The sequence below is a fragment of the Lactobacillus sp. ESL0263 genome, from assembly GCF_003692845.1.
GTDB lineage: Bacteria > Bacillota > Bacilli > Lactobacillales > Lactobacillaceae > Lactobacillus > Lactobacillus apis.
In genome coordinates this window covers 19743-41043 of the sequence record NZ_REHL01000003.1, presented here as the reverse complement: position 1 = coordinate 41043, position 21301 = coordinate 19743, and the positions used below count along the sequence as shown (strand labels likewise).

The following is a 21301-nucleotide window of genomic DNA, read 5'->3' as shown; positions in this document are numbered from 1 at the left end:
TTTTGGATTATTATATAGGCTATAGAGTGTAACGATTTTCAATAATGATAGCGTTTACTTGAATAAGCAGAAAAACATTTACAAAAGGGGTAAAAGAATGTCATCAAGAGAATTAAGTTCTGCTGAACTACATTTGTGGAATATTGTAGAAAACAATCCTGATAAGATTGCGAAAATGTCGATTGTTAAGTTAAGCCAATTTGCTCATGTCTCTACAGCTACAATTGTCAGAACAATGCAAAAAATGGGATACAGTGGTTATACGTCCTATCGTGAATCATTAAAGCTCAAGAGTAACTCCTCCTCTTCTTTTAGTGTTCTCAATGACGCAGACGATAAAATCCGTAGTGTGATTACTAAAAACGAAATTGAAATGAACAACACACTCCATAATTTGAGCTATAGTACGCTTGAAGACAGTATTTCAATGACTAAACAAGCTAAATTAGTCTATATTTTTGCTCGCGGCTTATCAGAATCAATCGCAAATGAGATGATGGTAAAGCTTCAGCTTACCGGTAAGTACTGTGAGTTCCATTCGGATCCCAATATCATCAAAACAATTGCTAAAAAAATTAAACCTGACTCGTTAGTGATTTTTATTACCCTCAACGGTGAAACTGAAGAATTGGTTGCTGCAGCTAAAATTTTAAACAAAAACGATATTCCAATTTTAACGTTCTCGACGAATTCAAATGGCAGTATTAGTCACTATTCAACGCTTTCATTTATTGGCTACCAGTCAAAAACAAATTATTTCCCTGAATATGAGGTCAGATCACGCTTGCCACTACAGATCATGACGCGTATCTTTAGTGATGCATATTCTGTTCGAACTAATTTTTATAAAAGTAAGTAGCAATAATAGCTATGCTTGAATTTACCTAACATTTAACTTAATGGTCAGTTGTATCTTGTCAGAAAAACTAAAAATTTAAGCAAAAAGGCATTTTCCAAATATTAGTTTGGAGAATGCCTTTTATGTATTAGACTTTTAAGTCATAAAAAGGATAACCGTCTACAGACTAGTGACCGACTTTACCTTAATTTGACCATAATGTATTATAAACACAGGATCTATCAAATTATAAAATACCATCTTAAGGAATTTAAAAATGAAAACTAAAATAAAAAAGTATATAGCTATTCTTCTTGGCATTACATTATTAGGAATTAGCTTGAATAGTAAACAAAGCCCAGCTCCTCTCACGCAAACAGCAAATGCTGCTACCACAATGGTGCAGCTCAAGCACAACGCATATGTATATACTAAGCGCGGTGTACGAAAACACGGTAAAAGTTTGAAAAAAGGGCAAGTCTTCACTACACACGGCACAATAAATATAAAAGGTAAAAAATACTACTGTTTGTCAAAGGCACGGTATATTAAATCAACCAATGTATCTGCTATTTCAAACCAAGGAAAAGCAAACAACGGATTCCAAATAACACTGACTAAGCCTGCTATGATTTTCAATAGTAAATTTGTATCGACAGGTAAACTTATTTCTGCTGGTACACAAAAAGTTGCATATGGCACTACTAAAATTAAAGGATATTTATTCTACAAACTTGGGAATAATCAGTATATTTTAGCTTCTACTGCTAAGAGTAGTGGCACTACAACTAATACTGAAAAAGATAAGACCAGTGATTCCACTGACAAAATTGATACATGGCTATCAGATCGAAGCGATAAGCCAACACCAAAAGAAGTTAGAAGTTTACTTGCAAATAGTAATGATAAACTAGGATATGCAGTATATTTTAGTGACAGCCAACTAGCACAAGTAAAAAATCACTTGTGGGAGAAAATTCAAAGTTATCGTATAGAAAAAGGTTATCCTGCATATAAATCCAATCCAGAATTGGATACTTTTATCAAAAAGGTTTCATCAAAGTCAGCTAACATGATTATCTATGCGGACGATATTAATGGTGCAGACCTTGAAAAGCATTTGCCGTCTTTGGCTTCAAAAGGAATGAATGCAATCCGTGCTGTTGATAACTATAAGTATTATGGTAATTATCTAGGGGCACCTGCTATTTTTAATATAAAAGACCGAAACCCTGAACATGTAGCCACTGAAATTTTTGAAAGTCTAAAAAATGATAATTTCTATGATGAAACCATTTTAGGCAAAGACGATAAATTATCATATGGTTCTTTAGGATTAAACTATTACTGGGACGGTCGCTCCTCTTGTGTTGGATTAGTGTTTATTGAAGTAACAGGTAGCAGCCAAGAATGGATAGATTACTATAACCAAAATTAATATGTAAAAAAGCAAAAGGCATTACTTAAAAATAGTGCCTTTTTATGTGTAAAAAATTTGCTCTTTAAACAACAGATGAGAGAAATAGATCTACAGCTGCAGATCTATTGAAACTAATTTAACAAGTACGAACTAATAATTAGCAGATAGTACCGGTAAGATACAAACAAAAAACTATTGCTATATTTTTCAATACAGCAATAGTATAAAAAGTATATTCAGTTAATTAATTTCAAACATTGAAGCTATTATTCAACACTTAACTTTTCACGCCAAGATTTTGCACCTTTGAGAGCTGCGTTAAGATTTTCAATGTTTTCTTTACCTTTTGTCGATAGCCATTTTCGACCTGCTTCTTCACTTTCGCCAGCAAATGGCTCAATAGATGGTTTCCAAGTAGCACGTCCACATAAAACACCATTAAAGTCAGCACCAGCTTCCTCAGCCATTTTAATTTCGGCAATAAATTCTTCACTGGTTACTCCAGCAGACAGGAAGATATATGGCAAGTCTGTTGCTTCAGACTGCTCTTTTAATAAGTCCTTTGCCTCTTGCTGAGTGTAAACAACATTGTTAGAGCCATTGAAGCCTTCAACATACTTAATATTAAAAGGTATTTCTACCTTCAATACAGTTACATCATATTGAGGTTTTGAAAATTCTTTCATTGTCTCAATAACTTTGTTAGCCTTAACTTTTGCAAATTCTTCACTTTTGGCATCTGCAATATTTGCATCGTAGGTTAAGACTTCTAAAAAGAATGGCAATTCATTTGCTCTTGCCTCTGCACCAACACGCTCAACAAAGGCTTGTTTTTTATCATTAATTTCCTGACCTTCATCTGGATCATAATAAACTAAAAACTTAATTGCGTCTCCGCCTTCATTTTTGATACGCAAACCAGATTGATTAGCAATAAGGTCAGGCATTCTACCAGGCTCTGTTGTGTCATATCCTGTTTTTTCATATGAAAGCAGTAAACCACAATTCTTATCTCTTACTTTCGTTGCTGGTAAACCATATTCTGGATCTGTCAAAATTGACGAAGCATATGGCGTTAATTCACTTGAAACTGCCTTTTTAAAATCAACAATTGTTGTTTCATCAGCTGGCTTGTTAGCAGCATCTGCCAACATTTGTTTAAGTGAACCACGTTGGTCAATTGCTAAAGCGCTAATTACCCCATCAGTTGTTGACAAATTTTCCATATGTTTGGCAACTGCCGCAGAAATTGTTCTCATTATATGTCTCCTTTTAGTATTTTCTTTAATCGCACACTGTTATTATATACCGATACAATGCCGTTTTAAAGAAGCGCTAACATATTTGTAAAGGTTTCCAAGTATGTGGAGTTTTTTGAAAATATTTTCTGTAAAATGTCTGATTTACTGAAAATATTTCTTTTTAGTTCGAAAATTATTTCTCTTTTTCAACTTGTATTTTTGTCTTAAAGTTAACCTTTGGACTCCAAGCAGATACACCCTTTTCAGTTACAACACGTACCTGAAATTCGTGTAGGGTTTTGGGTTTTAAACTATTCAAAGTGAACTGTGGCTTTTTGATATTAGTGTATAAAAGGTGATCAATTTTTAGTTGATAACTCTCACTACGAAGAACTGGTTCCCACAAAACACTAATAGCAGTGTCAGTTGTTTTAGTCTCATCTTGATTAAGTTCCACTGGAATAGCCACAGTATCATTTACTGCTGGAATCTTATTAACAGCAACAGGAGTGTCATCAACCCCAGTAATACTTACTATTAAATCAGTTTGAACAACATCAGTCTGACTAATTTTCATTCTTAAAAAGGATTGTTCAAGCTTTGGATCGAATTCTTTCAAATATGGATTAGTTAAATAGTGTTGGTCAAAATAAAAACAATTAGCTTGCTTTTCAAATTCTTCTATACTATTTACCTCAGTTAGCTGAATCTCATCATTTCCAGCCTTCACTTCAATAGCTACAGGGGCTTTCTTAGTTCTAATATCTAGTTCAGTTACTTTTTCAGGATCAAATCCTTCATACCCACCCTGAGTTCTTTCAAGCTTGATTGTCAAATTATTATCGGCCAACTGACTCGTTATTCTTGTTTGGGCATACTCACCCTTTTGATATTTAGCCGAAATACCGTCATCTTCATAAAGCGTGAAATTGGAGTCACCAGCAGGATAAAACACTATTTGTCGTTGTTTCTTTAGTTTCAGATAGTCGCGCGGTGTATTCGTTGCAGGTGCCATCGGAATAATTGCCCCAGCTTTAACAAAGACAGGCAATTTCCACAAAGGTGCATCAAAGTTATTGATAACTTGTCCGCCTTGATATTCTTGACCTGTATAATAGTCAATCCAAATTTGCTCAGTATCAGGTAAGTAGATCTCATTACGTACGTCATTACCATCTTTATCACTTGCCGTATCTTGATAAATTGGTGCTACCAAGAAATTAGGTCCCCAGAGATATTGATACCTAACTAAATTAGTGTAGTATTCCGGAACTTCTGGATATTCCAAAAACATTGCACGAATCATTGGCTTACTCTCAAAGGAAGCTTGAGCCGCAATGCTATAGCTATAAGGAAGCATCATTGATTTTTGTTTCAGGTACGCCCGATTAAGCTTAGTTGTGATACCGCCAAAAACAAAAGGGTTCTTGGGATTTTTGCCCCAACCATCCATGTTAAGTTCAATTGGTGTATATGTTTTCCATTGATAGTCTCTGGTGTTAATAATTGGATGTTCGCCACCAAAGATGCCATCCATATCAGAAGCAACGTTTGGCTGACCAGAAAGCCCTTCGCCGATATATGTCGGAATTTGGAAGCGAATATACTCCCATTCTCCACCAACCTCATCCCCAGTCCAAACAGCGCCTGTATTCTGGGTACCCACCCAGCCATCAAGCGTGAGAATAAATGGACGGAGCTGATCTCCTTTTATTTTTTCAACCATTTTAGCTGTGCTTTGAGTAGCGTTTAAACCAAATGAATAACCATTACCAACCCAAGCTTCATCAGTTTTCAATGCAGTTACACCAGCAACAAGCTCTTTTTCAAAGTCACGATCATCTGGTTTCGGATGTTCAGGATCAACTGGAGATAAGTTTTGTTGCGTCCATAATCCTACTTGAACTCCTTTAGCGTTGGCAAACTTAATAAATTCCGCCAAATTGGCCAAGTTTCCTTCTAACGTATCCGTTTGACCGTAACCAGCCCCATAACCATCATTTGGTAAAAACCAGCCTAGCGGCATATCATGTTCAAGATATTGTTCTAGCATTGCTCGTGCACTGAATTGATACGTTACCCCGCCATGCTCTCCATTCAAAGTCTCTCTAATTGACTGCGGCTTTAGTTCTGCTGGCAAGTCTTTAGGCAAATACTCACGATAGTATTTGCCATCTGGATATTTAATTGCACCTTTTTCATCTGGCTCCACTTCAACCCAATAGTCACGGTTATATGCGTTCAAGTGAGCTTCATAAAAACCAAAGATTGGCATTAAAATCGGCTGACCAGTTAATTGATGATACTCATGAAGTAATTCATATGCAGTGTCCGCAAAGAAGTAAACTGCATCAAAACGCTCTTCTTCATGATTGATAGTTATTTCCTGACTATCAATATTAGAAAAATCATAGTGGCCTGGCTTATAGGTGTTACGAATGACGCCATAGCCTGCATTGGACCAATAAAATGGACTTGGAGAAGCTACACCTTGATCAACCCAGTTACCAGTATTGACGATTTCGATCTTTTCACCCGTTAAATTAAATCGTCCATTTTGTGTACCACCACCAAAATAGCTTGCACTATGATTAGCCAAAGTCTGTATTGTTTTTACATTAGTCAGTTCAAGTGGCTCTGCTTCTTCTAGGATAGTTTGACCATTTTTGTTCACAGACATTACTGCCGGTGCTTGCTTGAAGCAAATCTCAATTACTCCAGTTGAAATTTGCCAGCCGTTTGCAGTTTCTTTTAAACTAGCTTCATTCATCCCTGCGGAACCGTAAACATCTTTAACAAAGATTTGTGCGTGTAGCCCTTCTTCAGACTGTTCCGGCTCTTGAAATTTTTTCAATGGATCAACATAATAGCGGAACGTAGTTGCATCAATCAAATATAGGCGTCCTACTAAGCCACCTACATATTTAATTTCAAAATAATCACGCTGTTTTTCAACACTTGCAATTGCTTGTAGTTTTAATGTTTTAACTTCTCTTACCTGCTCGGTTTCTTTCTGCTGATTAATTGCTCTTTCCTCCTATAAACTGATAGTTTTTAAGGTTTTCATTTAACAAGTCAATTGCGCGTAATTATCACGCTAATTAACAAATATTTGATTTTTATTAAAAAATATTAATAAAAGTTATTATAAGCTATTTTAAATGCCAGATAAATAGATAGTTGTGAATTAAAGGTCCAACCACTTATTTAGATTACAAAGCATAAATTTTTTCCAGCTAGCTTTTTTGCACCGATAGCATAGTTTAAAAATGATTAATATTTTTTTAACTAATGTTCTATTTCATCAATAACTGCTATGATAAATTTAAATAATTCAGTAGTTTTTATTATTAGGAATGAAATTATGAGCTTTATTTATACACTACGATACATGCTGGACCCACGGGCAAATACTCCAGCTAAAGATCAGAAACTAATTGATTTTGTAAAAAAAGGGCAAATTGACGACGTTGCGTTTTTCATTAACGGTGAGGAAATGAACCATAGTCATTTGACTAGAAGTGAGACCGAGCGCTGGCTTGATGCAATTAAACCATTGCAGAAAGAGCTAGCGGAGATTGGCGTTACTACAAGTCTGAATCCTTGGACAACAATTATGCATTCAGATCGCGGCTATCATGTTAATCCTGAAATTGGTTTTAACACTTTTGTTGATCTTGACGGGAATAAGGCTAAAGACATGGCTTGCCCAGCCGATCCAAAATGGCGGCAATACTTAGCCGAAACATATGCACAATATGCCAGTATTCATCCTCGCCGCCTCTGGCTAGAAGATGATTTTCGTCACTATAACCACTCACCGCTAAAATTAATGTGCTTTTGTGATTATCACATGCAACTTTATAATCAGAAGTTACCACATGAAGAAACGCGCTCAGAATTTGTTGCCAAACTTTTGCAGCCAGGGGAACCAACACTTGAGCGAAAAGTTTATTTAGATCAAGCACGAATCGAAATGATTGAAACCGAGCATCTAATTGAACAGGCAGTTCATCAAGTTAGTCCAGAAACTGACTTGGCACAAATGACCTCCTATCCTGACTGGCATGCCCTAGAAGGACGCGATTGGAATAAGTTGTTCTCAGTCCAAGCAGGAGAAGGACATCCAAAAATTGCACGTCCCCATTTACCTGCATACAATGAAGTGGCTCCATTGCAGTACGGGCGCGCCTTTGAAGAGTACACACGAATAACTGCCGCTTTTCTAGGTGAAAATGCAGAGCTATATCCTGAGCTAGAAAGCTATATGTACTCACCGCTAGTTAAATCACTGTCATTTACTAAGTTCCAAATCATTTCCACTGCTTTAATAGGCAGTCAAGGAATTTTGCTAAACCTTTTCGATATGATGGGAAATGGTATTAATAATAATTGGCAATATGCAGAAATGCTTGCGGAAATCAAACCATTTGTTAACCAATTAGTAGAAAAACGTCTGCCAATTGACCATTTAAGTGGCATCAAAATCTTAGTAGATCAAGACTCAAGCTATCACATACAAACAACGACAGGTAAAGACATTCAAGAGCTCTTACCTCACGAAAAAAATTGGGCAAGTCTCTTGGGATCATTTAGTTTCGCCACAACAATTTTTCCACTTACAACAAATAGCCGTTTGACTGGTGAAACTCTTGCAGTTTCGGGTCAACTGCTCCGCAATTTAACGAACACGCAAATCTCGGACTTAATTGCAAACAATCATGTTCTTCTCGATGGTGAGAGTATCCAAGTATTGCTTGATCGTGGCTTAGGTAGTTTATTACATATCAAAAAAGCTGAATGGCACCTTCATAGGTCAAATTACCAAGTGTTTGAACAAGCAGATGGTCATACTGTTGAAGGTGTCGATAACCCACGAATCACTATGCTGCAACAAACTGGTAGTTACTTAAAGTTGGAATATCAGCCGAATAGTAATGTCAGCATTTGGTCTTATGCATATAACTCACTTGATGAAAAGCTTGGTAATGTAATGGCAATAGTTGATGACCACATTCTTATCTTGCCGATAGATCAAGATCCTGCTCATGGTTGGGAAGCACAATTCACAACGTATAAACAGGGGCTATTACAGCAAATGATAAATAGCATTTGTCCAGCCGACTATTTAGTAGAAATGCCAAACGTTAAATTACTTGTACAAGAAGATCGTACAGCCGCTTGGCTATCTAACTTTACCTTAGATGGTTACCAACAAATTAATTGGCATCTAGCCGCACCTCTTCCAAGTGACACAGTTACCATCATCAGAAAACGTGGTAATAAGTTGGAAAGAAAGCAAGTTCAAATTCACATTGAACATGACATTGCTACAATTGACGAACCGCTTAGTCCCTTAGAAACAATTCAGTTATGTTTTTAATCCAATTAAAAAGCCTAGTTCTTTAAAAAGAACTAGGCTTTTAACTTAGCAAATTTTATTTTTTCATGTTGGCTAACATTTCAGTAACATCAACAATTCCTGCTTTACCCGCTGTAATCAAATCGGATTCTGTTCCGTTCATTTGACTGTTAAGCCATTCGATTACAAGTGGTAAATTCATTCCTGAAACCAAATGGATATTTTGGCCACTCATGATCATTCTACTTACCACATTAGCTGGAGTGCCACCCATCAAATCTGCAAAAACTGTAATGTCTTCAGCATTCATTCCTGAAATTTGCTCTTCAAACTTTTGTTTAAAATCATCTGGACCTTCTGACGGTAGTAAACAAACTGTGTGCAAGTGTTCTTGTTCACCCATAATCAGTTCGGCACTGGTTTTCACACCTTCTGCCATGGTTCCATGACTAATTAAAATTAACTCTTTTTCTGCCATACTTTATCTCTCTATTTAATAATCAAATCATTTAAGATGTCTTAGTAACTATCACTATATTCTATTATATCTTTGTAACAATTCCAAGGCCACCTAGAATGACACAAAGTATTAAAACAATAAAGATTGCTTTAGTTGAAGTCATGCCCTTCTTACCGAGCATCCAGTATACAAAGCCCACAACCGCAGCCGGTAATAACTTAGGAATAATCATATCCAAATTATTTTGAATATTCATTGTTACCTTACCAATTTGTGGTACCCAAGCAAATTTAATGTTAACCATCGTTGCAACTAATGCGCCAACCATGAAGACACCTAGAACAGTTGCTGAATCGGTTAAGGCATTAAGTTGATCTCTCATGTCAGTAACAAGTGAGACACCCTTACCATAGGCAAAGCGAAGTTGCTTCCAACGGAAGACACAGATTAACAAACATGCAGCGACCCAAATGATTACTCCAATTGGATTTCCTTGCGTAGCCATTGAAGCTGCCAAGGCACCAAAGATAGTTGGAATTAATGATGCAAAAATCGAGTCACCGATGGCTGCAAATGAGCCCATTAAACCAACTTTAATACCAGTTACAGTATCCTTACCTTCAATTCCTTCATTCTCTTCAACGGCAAGATCCAATCCTGTGATAATCGTATTAAAGAAATTAGAAGTGTTGAAGAACTGCATATGTGTCTTCATCATTTCACGTAATTCAGGTGTATCATCACCATAAATTTTACGTAATTGTGGCAAAATCGTGTAAAGATAGCCACTGTTCTGCATTTTTTCATAATTCCAACCTAGTTGAAAGCCAAAGAGTGATCTCCGGTTAATCTGATTGAAATCTTGATCCGTCAATTTATATTTAGGTTTAGAGTTCGTCATCAGTAATCTCTCCTTCATCGTCAGAATCAGAATTTGCATTGTTACTCTGTTTTTCAGTAGTTTGGGCAGCACCCTTTGTAAGTGGGATGCTCTTATAGTGCAAAATTGCAAGAGCTAGTCCTAACATTGCAATTGCAAGCATTGGTAAACCATTGAAAATTGAAGTAAAGCCTTTATTAACTTGAGATAGGCCAGTTCCAAGTGCTTGAATACTGCTAAAGAGAACTGAGAACAATGTGGTAACCGTGAAACCCAAAATCAAGTATGCGGCATGCTTTTTAACTGGTAGATAACGCAATAAAACTGCAAAACCAACAGCTGGTAAAGTAGCACCAGCAACTGCTAATCCATTACCTAGCCATAATAAATCACCATTTAGTGCGTTAGCGATAGTTTGTACAAGGCCACGTCCAAAGGCTAAAGCAATAAAGACTGGGACTGCACGAGATAAGGACCAAGGAATTGCACCATATAAAACATTTCGTTCAACTGCCTTATAGTTGATCTTATCTTGATCAATTAAGTGATCGATTCTGTGAGAGAAATAGGTATTTGCAAATCTAGCTAAAATATCCAATTCAATCATAATTGCAGCAACCGGAACAGCAATTGAAGAAATAGCCGTTTGTGGACTCATTCCTTTAACAGTGGTAGAAAAGGCTGTTGCTAAGACTGTACCAGTCGTTGCATCAATCTTTGATGCTCCACCAAAAGTACCGATTCCTAAAACGGTTAATTGCATTGAAGCACCAATGAATAATCCCGTTGGCAAATCGCCCATGATAATACCAGCAATTAAGCCGGCACCAACTGGTGTATTCAATGCTGAATAAACTTGTAGTTCGTCTAAAATTTCTAATCCTGCATACAAAGTAAGCAGTAATATTTGCCACCAAGCCATTTTCTTCCTCCTACTTCATTTTTTCATCAATTAATTTCATCAAGTCACGAGCATCAACACTAGGATTGAGCTGTGCAATCAACTTAACGCCCTTATTGGCAATTTCTCTGAAAGTCTGAGCTTCATCAGCATTGATGTTAACCTGTTTAGTTAACTCAGTAGTATCATCTTGTTTTGACATATTACCAACATTGATTGTATCGAGATCAACTCCTAAATTAAGAAGATCAAGAAACTTATCTGGCCTTTTTGCAACAAGAAACAATCTCTGATTGCCATAACGATTCTTCTTTAAGTGATCAGCAGCTACTTCAGTTGGTAAAACACTTAATCTTGTAGTCATTGGTGTTGCCATCCTTAGACCACTTTTTTGAATGTCGTCCTGTGCCGCTTTTTCATCAAGTACAATAATTCGCTCTACTTGCAAATTTGGTGTCCAAAGATTAGCAACTTGACCATGAACTAAGCGTTCATCGACTCTTGCCCCCACAATATTCATATTTCTTCCTCCATATCTTTATAAGGAAATCTAAATATTAATTAAAACGCTTTCACAACTTCATATTAAGGTACCAACCACTTTTTGTCAATATGCTCCTGATAAAAAGTTTACTTATAAAAATATTTTATATAGTAATGATTCTCTAAAACTAGAATTCGTGAATTGTTACACCCTTGACCACACGGTTAACCGTACCTGTTGGTGATGGTGTATCAGGTTTATTATTAACTTTAATTGAAGTTAATAAGGCGATTGTTTGACCAAACATTACATCTGGTAGTGCCAAGTAAGCATCAGGTAACAGCTCTTCATCGCTAAATGTAAATGCCTTTCCTGAAAAGTTTTGACCGTCTTTTTCTTGTCCAACTGCCATTACTAATGGAACAATTTGATCGTCTCTAATTTCATTCAAAATGTCTAAGTCATATTGTCTTGTGTATGTGTTGTTAGATACAAAGTCAAAAACAATGGTTTTCTTATCTAAAAATGACTTTGGACCATGACGTAAGCCCATCGAAGTATCAAATAATGCTGCTACTTCGCCAGCAGTTAGCTCTAGAATCTTGAGTCGTGTCTCTTCTGCTAATCCACCTAAACATCCACTTCCAATATAGGCAATACGGTTAAAGTCTGTATTAACCAAAGTTTGAATTTCATCTTCTCGTTCGATAACACTTTGTCCCATATGTGCAATTTGACCTATTATTTTTTCCTTACGATTATCTGCCAAAGTGTCGAAAACAAGTAGTGCCATTAGGCTCATGCAAGAAAATGATCCGGTCATCGCAAATCCTTGATCAAGAGATTTCTCTGGCATCAATAGTACTAATCCATTAGCATCATCTTTTAAGTCTTGAGCTAACTGTCCCTCAGGTGCACAAGTTATTGCAATTTGGGCCAAATTTTTGACTAGTTTTTTAGCTAATTCAACAGTTGCCACTGATTCAGGTGAATTACCACTACGAGCAAATGATACCAAGATAGTTGGAGTTTGCTCTTCTAAATAGTCTTCTGGTGTAGAAACTATTTTGGTTGTATCAATTGCCTCAAAATTGTACTTAGTACGATCGCCATTCTTTTGTAAATAAGGCATTATCATGTTTCCTACGTATGCACTAGTTCCTGCACCTGTGAAAATCACTCTTACTTTGCCCCATTGATTTTGAACTTGATTTAAAAAGTCAGTTATTTTTGCTTTATTATTCTGATATATTGACCAGGTTTCTTGCCATAATTCTGGTTGTTGTTCAATTTCACGTGTTGTGATCTTTGCACCCATTTTTGTTAATTCTTCATCAGTTTTAGTAAACATTTTTTTAACCTTCCTTAGTTGTTATAAATATTAAAATAAATCGTTATATTGTCTTGACCGATAAACAAATTTATCGCCTCGCGCTAACGAAATCGTGAATTCAATTGGTACATTTTTATCATTAATTGTTTTTCGGAAAATTTTCAAACTAGGCGAACCGACTTTTTCTGCCAAGTTTTCACTTTCTTCTTGGTTAAGACAAACTGCTTGGACATCTTCAAAAGCCATCACACTTATCTGATCATACTTTTCCTTCATCACATCATATAGAGGCTTGTCATTTAAGTCTGACAGTTCAAGTCCAGGAAATAATTTTTCTGGTAAATAAGATGTGCTAAAAATTCGTGGCTGATTATTAGCTAATCGTAAGCGGACTAATTTATATGCCTTTTCAGTCGAAGCCATATTTAGCTGTGTGGCAATATGTTCGTCAGGAACGATTAGCGACAAACTTTGATTTTGCGTTGAGGCCTTCTGCCCAATTTTTTTAAGTTCTTCAGTAAACGAGTACATCCCGCCGATGTTAGGTTGACTTAAAAAGTTACTTGAAACGAAAGTCCCTTTGCCATGGAGACGATAAATTAGCCCGCGTTCTTCCAAATCCTGTAAAGCAAGCCTAATCGTATTTCGACTAACGCTATACTTTACTAATAATTGGCGTTCGCTAGGCAATTTTTCATTAGGCTTCATTTGTCTAATCTGGTTTTCTAAATCTCGAATGACCTGTCGGTAAAGTGGTTTTTGCATTAACACACTCCCTTTCTCTTTAACTGGTTGATACCACTTAAAGCTTAGCAAAGAAAGCGGTTTATTTCAATTAATTTTTAAACAGTTTTGTTTTTATGGAAAAGTCTCTTTTTCTGAATTTTAGTTAACAAAAAAGCTCCATATTAATCAACTAATCTTTGATTAATACGGAGTTTAAATATTATCTTTAATCTAATTTAACGTCGTTGTCTGTTTTGCCAGTCTCTATAGCTTGATGAAAATTATCATAGCTAACTGCAATCATGTCAGTTAAAGCTGGACTGGTATATGAACCAATATGTGGGGTTAATAAAACTCGCGGATATAAATCAACTAGTGCTTTAGTTGTTTCGTCCGTAATTTTGCCTTTAAAGTCGTGTCCCAAGACTTCTGCTTCGTTTGGTAAAACGTCGCTTGCAAACCCTGCAATATGGCCGGCTTTAACTGCAGAAGTGATTGCGGCATAATCCGCTAATTCACTACGTGCAGTATTAACAAGAACAGCGGTTTCTTTCATTTTAGCTAGAAATCCCTTATCAATTAAATTATCATTTTGTCCAGGAAAATAAGGAACGTGAACTGAAACGATATCAGACTTCTCTAATAGCTCATCCTGACTAACAAAAGTAACATATTGCTTTGCAAAATCACTAGGATAAGGATCATAGCCCAATACTTTAGCTCCCATGCCACTATATAGTTGAGCTTCAGTGGCACCAATTCGACCAATGCCAACAATTCCAACAGTACTGGAATGAACTTCACCTGAAAAAGTTGCAGTTGCAACACTAAAATCACCTTGTTCAGTCATGCTTGTTGCCAAAGCCGTATGCCGAAAGAGCATCATTCCTAATGTCATTGCTAGCTCTGCTACTGCATATGGTGAATATGCAGGAACTCGTGCAACTTCCATCCCGTATTTAGCGGCTGCCTTTAAATCAATATGATTATAGCCAACTGTTCGAGTGAAAACGTACTTGATACCCCACTCATTTAGCTTTGCTAAGTTAATATCGTCCGCCTCACAATTTGCTCTAAGCAAAACAGCATCAGCACCTTTGGCAGTTTCAATATTTTCATGTGTTAATAATTCTGATTCAAGTTGTAAATCATAATCATATTTATTTAATTTTTTAAAATACTCTACTTCGTTTTCTCGCACACCATATGCTACAACTCTAAACATTAAAATTCTCCCTAACTCAAAACCCAAAAATTGTTATTGAATATAATAATAGCACATATTTTATCCAGCAAACTATAGCGGATTAAGGTAATTCAATTCACCATAGCATTTTTATCATAAAAAAAACTATGATTTTTAGATCATAGTTCTTATGTGTGCGATTAAATTTAATTATTTATTTTTTACTGTTCAATTATTACTAGTCGTGGTAATAACCTTCTGCCCACTTTTTATTCTCTTCATCAAAAAAGTGAATATTATCTTTTTGTTCAGAATTCGGCTCAGCAATACCATTGATTTTTTCGATTAACTTTTTATTTTCTTCACTTGGCTCATAGTTGGCATTTAAGAATGAATCTACGATGTCAAAAATAAAATCGCGTCCAAGCACAATACCACCAAAGCCCAATACATTTGCATTCAATTCGCGTCGCGCATATACAGCCTGGGCAACGTCACCAACCATTGCTGCACGAACACCTTCGTTTTTATCTGCAGCAGTTGAAATACCAATACCAGTACCACAAAGTACAATACCTAAATCTGCTCTTCCATCAGCAACGTCTTCAGCTACACGCTTTCCATAAATTGGATAATGTGTTCTTGTGTTATCGTGAGTACCTTCATCAATAACTTGATAACCTTCATCTTTTAAATGATCAGAAATTGCCATTTTCATAGAAGTTACAATATGATCATTTCCCAAAGCAATTACAGTATGCTTATCAATCTTAGGATCAACAAACTCTGGCTGTGGTCTATCATTTTCTAACATTTGCAGTCTCCTTAAATCATTTCTTCAAGCATGTCCAAACGAACTTGATGACGTCCGCCTGCATATTCTGTATCTAAATAATGCTGTACAATCGAGTAAGCCAGCTTTTCACCTACAATTCCACTACCAAGTGCAATTGCCTTTGCGCCATTATGCATAGCGGTCATATGAGCTGTTCTTTCCTCGTTCACATTTGCTGTAACCATACCTTTAACTTTATTCGATGCCATGGCAGAGCCAACACCATATTCGTCAAACATAATAGCCTTCTTAATGCCATTGTCTAGCACTTCGTGCGTAACTTTTAAACTAGACTCAATAAAGTCTTCAGCAGGTTCTGGCGTGACGTCTACAACATCATAGTCGTGCTTTTCCAGATACTCTTTTATCTTTTCTTTTAAGATAAAACCATTTTCGTCACTACCAATGACAACTTTCATAGTTGTATCTCCTCTCAATAAACTACTTATAAATAGTCGTAAATTGACTGTACTGTTTTTCCAACTCAGGCGCAATTTCATGGTTAGTGATTAAACCATCTACGTTACGTAGATCATAAAATTGATGAAAATCACTATGATCTAGCTTAGTGTAATCTGCAACAACAAATTTTAGTTGAGAATGATCTAGTCCTATACCTTCAGTTTGACCTTCTTCTAAGTTAGCTGTTGTCATGGCAGAATCCTTAATACCATTAACCCCAACAAAACCAATCGAAAATGACATGGTTTTTAATTCATTGTTAGCTAATGCTCCTAAAAACGCACCACTAATTCTTCTGTAGGCACCACCAACCATGATTAAATCATAGTCATTCATATTATTTTTTGCAGCTTCAAAAACCGGTAACGAATTAGTGATAATTCTTAATTTCTTTACCTTAAGATTTGCTACCATCAATTCCAAAGTGGTCCCTGGACCAACAAAAATAGAATCGTTTTCATGGATCAGATTACAAGCGCGCTTTGCAACCTCATCCTTTTCTTTATTATGAATCTCACGTTTTTGTTTATAACTCTTTTCAATCAAACTTTGATCAGACAGCAATTGTGCTCCGCCATGAACACGTAATATCTTATTCGCTTTATGAAGTTCATTAAGATCTCTCCTAATTGTCATGTCAGAAACTTGCATGGTTTGAGCTAGTTCATCTACTGTTACAAACTTTTGAGTATTGACCATTTGCAAAATAGTCTTTATTCTTTCACTTTTTAACATTGGTTACCTACTTTTAGAATTAGATTAAGCAACTAACTTAGTCAAGCATTATTATAATTGTTCTTTTTTGTTTGTCAATGTTTGAAATTGTTCAAAGATAGTTGGTTAATTTTTCTTTTATTGTACTAACCTTTTATAAATTAAAACAGTTTTTTAGGTATATAAAAAGCACACTTTTCAATTAAGAAAGTGTGCTTAAGATTTCATCGACTAATTAAAACTCCGTGAAATTGGCCAATTATGCTTTGCTTCAGCGGCCGAATTCACATAAAAATCCTCTGGCGTTAGTTGCGTTATTTCGCAAAATTCTTTAATCAAAACTGGACGGCTTAATTGTGACCAAAGACGTAAATTAGCTTGATCATCCGTTTTAGCCCAATAACCAAGCTTGTTCAATTCTGGATGTTTATTAACATCTATTTTTAAACCATTTTTCAAGGCGAACCTGTATATAGAGCTCCAAACTAGCTGCTTACCTTTATAACTCTTTGACAGTTGAGTAGAAGACTGATTTGATTTCATTGATGAACTCATCATATAACCTCCTAGCCTATATAGTTATAGTTATTTATACTTTTAGTATAGCACCTTTTAAGCAGGTATTACTGCTAGCTTACCGATGTAGGAATTTTTTCCTTAGTATTTCTGAAATGTTGGATAGTGATCTTGCAGAAGACATGGTTAATAAGACGAAAATAAACAAAAAAGAGTCTATAAAAATGGTATTAAAATTAACTCTCACAGCATTGAAAAATAAATGTTCTTTTTAATAGTCCAGATAAAAACTTGTGTCTACATTTTGAAAACTGGTTAACCATCAGAATCAACGATAGAATTTAGTTTATAAGAAAAAGAGTCCAGAAAGTTGTCTAACTTTCCGGACTCTTTCAATTTATAGTCAATATATGTACTTAGTTATTATATTTCTTATCACTAATAATCTTACCGTTACCAATTGACTTGATCTTTTGTGAGTCACTCTCATCCCCATCTTGGTGGAAGACGGCACCTGAATATAGCATTACTTGCTTATGCTCATAATCATCATGCTCAAAAGTATAAGTTATTTTGTAAACCACATTACTGCAATTTCCTGGAGCAGGTGATACCGAAACGACATTACATTCCATATCGTATTCAATAATATCATCATCATCGTTAAAGTTACCAACTTGACCATGAAGTTCTTGATATCCCTTGTTTTCTGCTCCACCAACAAAATCATCCTCATCTGGCGAATTAAATGCATTTTGTAGCATACTTTCCGCATCATCTTGGCTGATTAAGCCAGGCCATTCGGGCTTAATTACATTACTGCTACTGTCATCATCATCGTCAAAGCCAAGTTCATCGTAGTCAATCACCTTTGACTTGATTTCGTGACCACCAACTTTGATAACCACATAGATTTTCATATCATCAGTAGCAGGATAGTCCTTAAAGTCCTTTGTTCCATCTTTACCAACAGTGCCAGCTTTTTTATCATTGATATAAATATCAGCACCTGCAACACTTTTAATCATGAAGTTAACTGTCTTAATGTTCATGTTAATGGCATCATTAGAAAAAATATTGGCTGTCTTTTCAGCTGCTAAGTTATGTCCTGAAGCAACTGACTTAACACTTATATGATACTTACCTGGGAAAAGTGGATCCGTTTTTTTATAATACTCTTCCCCACTACCATTAACGCCACCAACCTTTTTACCATTAACATAAATAGTCGAATTAGCGTGGTTGGTTTTAATCTGTGGCGAAAAAGTTTCAAACTTTAATGTGTACTTAGGGAAAAACAATAAATAGCGTCCCGACTGTACGAGCGAAACATTATCATAGTTATCACTATATTTAAGTGCCTCACCCATCTGGTCAGCGGCTCTACTATGGCTAAAATAATAATTCTGAGTTGGTTTTAAGGCAGCGTTTGTCACATGAACTGCTGGATTATCTGCAGTCACATATTGCGCCATATTTTCATGTGGATTTTTCAAATATGCTGTAATTTGATCAACTTGATTTTGACGTTGGTAATGGTTAGAGCCCCAAGCATAAAAGGCAATAAATGCTACAACTAAGATACCAAGACATGAAAAGATAATTTTATTCTTCTTTTTCATCGGTTGACGATTGACTGTTGTCGCAAGCTCATTTTTAGGTACACTTGTGCTCTTTTGGGTACCTTCCTTAGCACGATATTCCTGTCTGCTCTTTTTTTTGGCAGCTATCCTAGCGCCACAGTTAGGACAAAATTCATCATTAGGCTTAATTAACTTGCCACAGTTGGGACAAAATTCAGATTCACTCATTTTTCTCACACCATCCATAAACTACATTGCGCCATTGATTCCGGACATGAATTCGTTAATAATCACACGCAGAACCGAATTATAAATAATCGAATTAACAATTATGGTGCAAACAAAAATGATACCAAAAGCAATTAACATTCCATAAACTTTATCTCGTACTGCACCCTCGTGTGCTAATAAAGTTACTTCTTGCCCAATAAAGAATATCACTATCATTAAAAGAATTAGGAACAAAGAGAACCTAATACTATTAAGACCTAAGAGCATTAATAAAAAGAAGATTGCAGTAAGAATCAAGTTTAAATTACTTGCATGTGTGCTGGTATTTACAAAAGCAAAAAGGTTAGGATGACCATTATAGACAAATTTATATGCAGCAAAATGCGCTAAGATTATGATCGCTTCAAAAACTAAAATAATAATAAATACTCTGAAGACGATATTAAAAGAAAGGTCATAGTTTCCCCAACCCCGAGTACTAACCCCAAAGCTGCTAGCAAGGCCAATTGCACCAGTAATAAGTGCCTTAGCCAAAAAGTACAATCCTAAAATAAAAAGAAGATCTTCAACTAAAATAGTTACCCAGCCATACCAACTTTCAGTTGGTAAATTATTTTGCGCCGGTTTTTGCCAAGATTCCACTAACCATTGCCAGTAATGCTGGAAACGACCAGTAGAGGGGATTTGTGTCTGCACTTCCTCTACCGGTGCGGTTTCAACTTTAGCAGGCTCAGTGTTGGTTTGCTTAGTTTCTTGCCCCAGATCAACATTACGCAAATCTGCACCACATTTCGTACAAAAGTTGACGTTCTTTTCCATTAGAGCGCCACACTTAGGACATTTTTTCATTACTAACTCCTTCTATATTCAGTAACAACATATACTTATTCGCCACTTTAATAATTGCATGTTTTTAGTTAACTATCTTATACTCCAAAATTCTCCCACAGTTTTTTAAAGTAAAAAGATACATATAAGCACAGCAATAAAAGTGTCATACTAATCAATTGTAAAATTATCTAAAAACGCTGTCAATTTAGTTGCAAAATTAATTTTACTTGAGCAGATTATAGTAAAATATGTATTATTGATAATTAAAGAGGTTTGAGAAATGAAAATTGTAAACTTAGATAGCTATGCGTTAAATCCTGGTGATCTTGACTGGTCGCCTCTCAAAGAATTGGGTGACTGCACCTTTTATGATCGAACTCCAGTAAATGACGATAATGAAATTTTAAAGCGAATTGGTGATGCCGAAATCGTTTTGACCAATAAAACTCCCCTTGACGAGCATGTGATTTCTACTGCTCCTAATCTCAAGTATATTGGTGTAACTGCAACAGGCTACAATGTAATTGACACTGAAGCTGCAACAAAAGCTAACATCCCTGTAACCAATATTCCTACATACGGAACTGATGCAGTTGCTCAATTTACTTTTGCCCTACTACTTGAAATTACCAGCCACGTGGGACTACACAATCAACTTGTGCATGATGGCCGCTGGAGTAGCAACCCTGACTTCACATTTTGGGCTAAACCATTAATGGAATTGCAAGGTAAGACCCTTGGCTTAATTGGATTTGGTAGTATTGCCAAAAAAGTAGCCGAAATTGGTCATGCTTTTTCTATGAATATCATCTTTTATAATCACCGTCCTAAAACAGATTTACCTAATTATGTAAAACAAGTCAGCCTGGAAGAGCTATACCAACAATCTGACATTATTAGCCTACACGTTCCACAAACTCCAGAAACCACAGAAATGATAAATCAAGAAGCAATTAGTCAAATGAAAGACGGCGTTATCTTGATTAATACAGCACGTGGCGGATTAATCAGTGAAAAAGATGTTGCAGATGCGTTAAATGATGGCAAGATTGCTGCTGCCGGAGTTGATGTCGTCCAAAAAGAACCAATTCCAGCTGACAGTCCACTTCTTTCTGCTAAAAACTGCTACATTACACCTCATATTGCATGGGCACCTCGCGAGACCCGCAATCGTCTTTTAGGAATCGTCGTTGATAATCTTCAGTCCTTTTTAAATGGTGAAAGACTAAATGTAGTAAACTAGACGCCAAAACAAAAACAGTATTCTAATCAGAATACTGTTTTTTTGTTGATAAAAA

Annotated in this window: 19 protein-coding genes; 4 read left to right on the top strand and 15 right to left on the bottom strand. The window is 36.0% G+C overall.

What is annotated here, in order from left to right:
• Positions 1-97: 97 nt before the first annotated feature.
• Both F5ESL0263_RS01630 and F5ESL0263_RS01625 read left to right on the top strand, forming a co-directional pair.
• A complete protein-coding gene (locus F5ESL0263_RS01630) occupies positions 98-859 on the top strand; it encodes a MurR/RpiR family transcriptional regulator (protein ID WP_109715153.1) in 762 nt (253 codons plus the stop codon).
• A gap of 256 nt (positions 860-1115) precedes the next feature.
• On the top strand, positions 1116-2276 hold the full coding sequence (locus F5ESL0263_RS01625; protein WP_122034373.1) for an SLAP domain-containing protein: 1161 nt from the start codon (positions 1116-1118) through the stop codon (positions 2274-2276).
• A gap of 248 nt (positions 2277-2524) precedes the next feature.
• Here the strand turns inward: F5ESL0263_RS01625 and F5ESL0263_RS01620 are convergent, their stop codons facing one another.
• The gene (locus F5ESL0263_RS01620) at positions 2525-3517 is read right to left on the bottom strand and encodes a tagatose 1,6-diphosphate aldolase (RefSeq protein ID WP_122034372.1); all 993 of its coding nucleotides are present in this window, start codon (positions 3515-3517) and stop codon (positions 2525-2527) included.
• A gap of 175 nt (positions 3518-3692) precedes the next feature.
• Positions 3693-6392, bottom strand: coding sequence for a TIM-barrel domain-containing protein (locus F5ESL0263_RS01615; protein WP_122034370.1), 2700 nt, complete (start codon positions 6390-6392; stop codon positions 3693-3695).
• A gap of 471 nt (positions 6393-6863) precedes the next feature.
• Here F5ESL0263_RS01615 and F5ESL0263_RS01610 point away from each other — a divergent pair, with 471 nt between their 5' ends.
• Positions 6864-8882, top strand: a complete 2019-nt coding sequence (locus F5ESL0263_RS01610; protein WP_122034368.1) for a hypothetical protein — start codon at positions 6864-6866, stop codon at positions 8880-8882.
• Positions 8883-8937: 55 nt separating this feature from the next.
• On the opposite strand, the gene F5ESL0263_RS01605 is transcribed toward F5ESL0263_RS01610, so the two are convergent.
• The 13 genes from F5ESL0263_RS01605 to F5ESL0263_RS01540 all read right to left on the bottom strand — a co-directional run bounded on the left by F5ESL0263_RS01605 (position 8938) and on the right by F5ESL0263_RS01540 (position 20021).
• A complete protein-coding gene (locus tag F5ESL0263_RS01605) occupies positions 8938-9339 on the bottom strand; it encodes a PTS sugar transporter subunit IIA (RefSeq protein WP_109715148.1) in 402 nt (133 codons plus the stop codon).
• A 64-nt stretch (positions 9340-9403) separates the two neighbouring features.
• On the bottom strand, positions 9404-10222 hold the full coding sequence (locus F5ESL0263_RS01600) for a PTS system mannose/fructose/sorbose family transporter subunit IID (protein ID WP_074426349.1): 819 nt from the start codon (positions 10220-10222) through the stop codon (positions 9404-9406).
• Positions 10209-11123: a PTS sugar transporter subunit IIC gene (locus tag F5ESL0263_RS01595; RefSeq protein WP_122034366.1), complete on the bottom strand. Its 915-nt coding sequence runs from the start codon at positions 11121-11123 to the stop codon at positions 10209-10211. Before F5ESL0263_RS01595 ends, F5ESL0263_RS01600 begins: the two co-directional genes overlap by 14 nt.
• A gap of 10 nt (positions 11124-11133) precedes the next feature.
• Positions 11134-11622 carry a PTS sugar transporter subunit IIB gene (locus F5ESL0263_RS01590; RefSeq protein ID WP_109715145.1) on the bottom strand — a complete coding sequence of 163 codons (489 nt, stop codon included), beginning with the start codon at positions 11620-11622 and terminating at the stop codon, positions 11134-11136.
• Between the two features lie 151 nt (positions 11623-11773).
• Positions 11774-12937, bottom strand: a complete 1164-nt coding sequence (locus F5ESL0263_RS01585) for an SIS domain-containing protein (RefSeq protein ID WP_122034364.1) — start codon at positions 12935-12937, stop codon at positions 11774-11776.
• A 30-nt stretch (positions 12938-12967) separates the two neighbouring features.
• Positions 12968-13684: a GntR family transcriptional regulator gene (locus tag F5ESL0263_RS01580; protein ID WP_074426396.1), complete on the bottom strand. Its 717-nt coding sequence runs from the start codon at positions 13682-13684 to the stop codon at positions 12968-12970.
• Positions 13685-13871: 187 nt separating this feature from the next.
• The gene (locus F5ESL0263_RS01575; protein WP_122034362.1) at positions 13872-14870 is read right to left on the bottom strand and encodes an NAD(P)-dependent oxidoreductase; all 999 of its coding nucleotides are present in this window, start codon (positions 14868-14870) and stop codon (positions 13872-13874) included.
• Between the two features lie 199 nt (positions 14871-15069).
• Complete coding sequence (gene lacB / locus F5ESL0263_RS01570) at positions 15070-15645, bottom strand: galactose-6-phosphate isomerase subunit LacB (RefSeq protein WP_122034360.1); 576 nt, start codon at positions 15643-15645, stop codon at positions 15070-15072.
• Between the two features lie 11 nt (positions 15646-15656).
• Positions 15657-16085 (bottom strand): galactose-6-phosphate isomerase subunit LacA, encoded by a 429-nt coding sequence (lacA, locus tag F5ESL0263_RS01565; RefSeq protein WP_122034358.1) that lies wholly within the window; start codon positions 16083-16085, stop codon positions 15657-15659.
• Positions 16086-16107: 22 nt separating this feature from the next.
• Complete coding sequence (locus F5ESL0263_RS01560; RefSeq protein ID WP_122034356.1) at positions 16108-16863, bottom strand: DeoR/GlpR family DNA-binding transcription regulator; 756 nt, start codon at positions 16861-16863, stop codon at positions 16108-16110.
• 210 nt (positions 16864-17073) lie between these two features.
• Complete coding sequence (locus F5ESL0263_RS01555; RefSeq protein ID WP_147441550.1) at positions 17074-17400, bottom strand: hypothetical protein; 327 nt, start codon at positions 17398-17400, stop codon at positions 17074-17076.
• Positions 17401-17774: 374 nt separating this feature from the next.
• On the bottom strand, positions 17775-19169 hold the full coding sequence (locus F5ESL0263_RS01545; protein ID WP_158593011.1) for a zinc ribbon domain-containing protein: 1395 nt from the start codon (positions 19167-19169) through the stop codon (positions 17775-17777).
• A 21-nt stretch (positions 19170-19190) separates the two neighbouring features.
• Positions 19191-20021, bottom strand: a complete 831-nt coding sequence (locus F5ESL0263_RS01540) for a DUF6574 domain-containing protein (RefSeq protein WP_046306085.1) — start codon at positions 20019-20021, stop codon at positions 19191-19193.
• A gap of 262 nt (positions 20022-20283) precedes the next feature.
• On the opposite strand from F5ESL0263_RS01540, the gene F5ESL0263_RS01535 reads away from it, so the two are divergent.
• Complete coding sequence (locus F5ESL0263_RS01535; protein WP_122034348.1) at positions 20284-21246, top strand: D-2-hydroxyacid dehydrogenase; 963 nt, start codon at positions 20284-20286, stop codon at positions 21244-21246.
• Positions 21247-21301 lie beyond the last annotated feature (55 nt).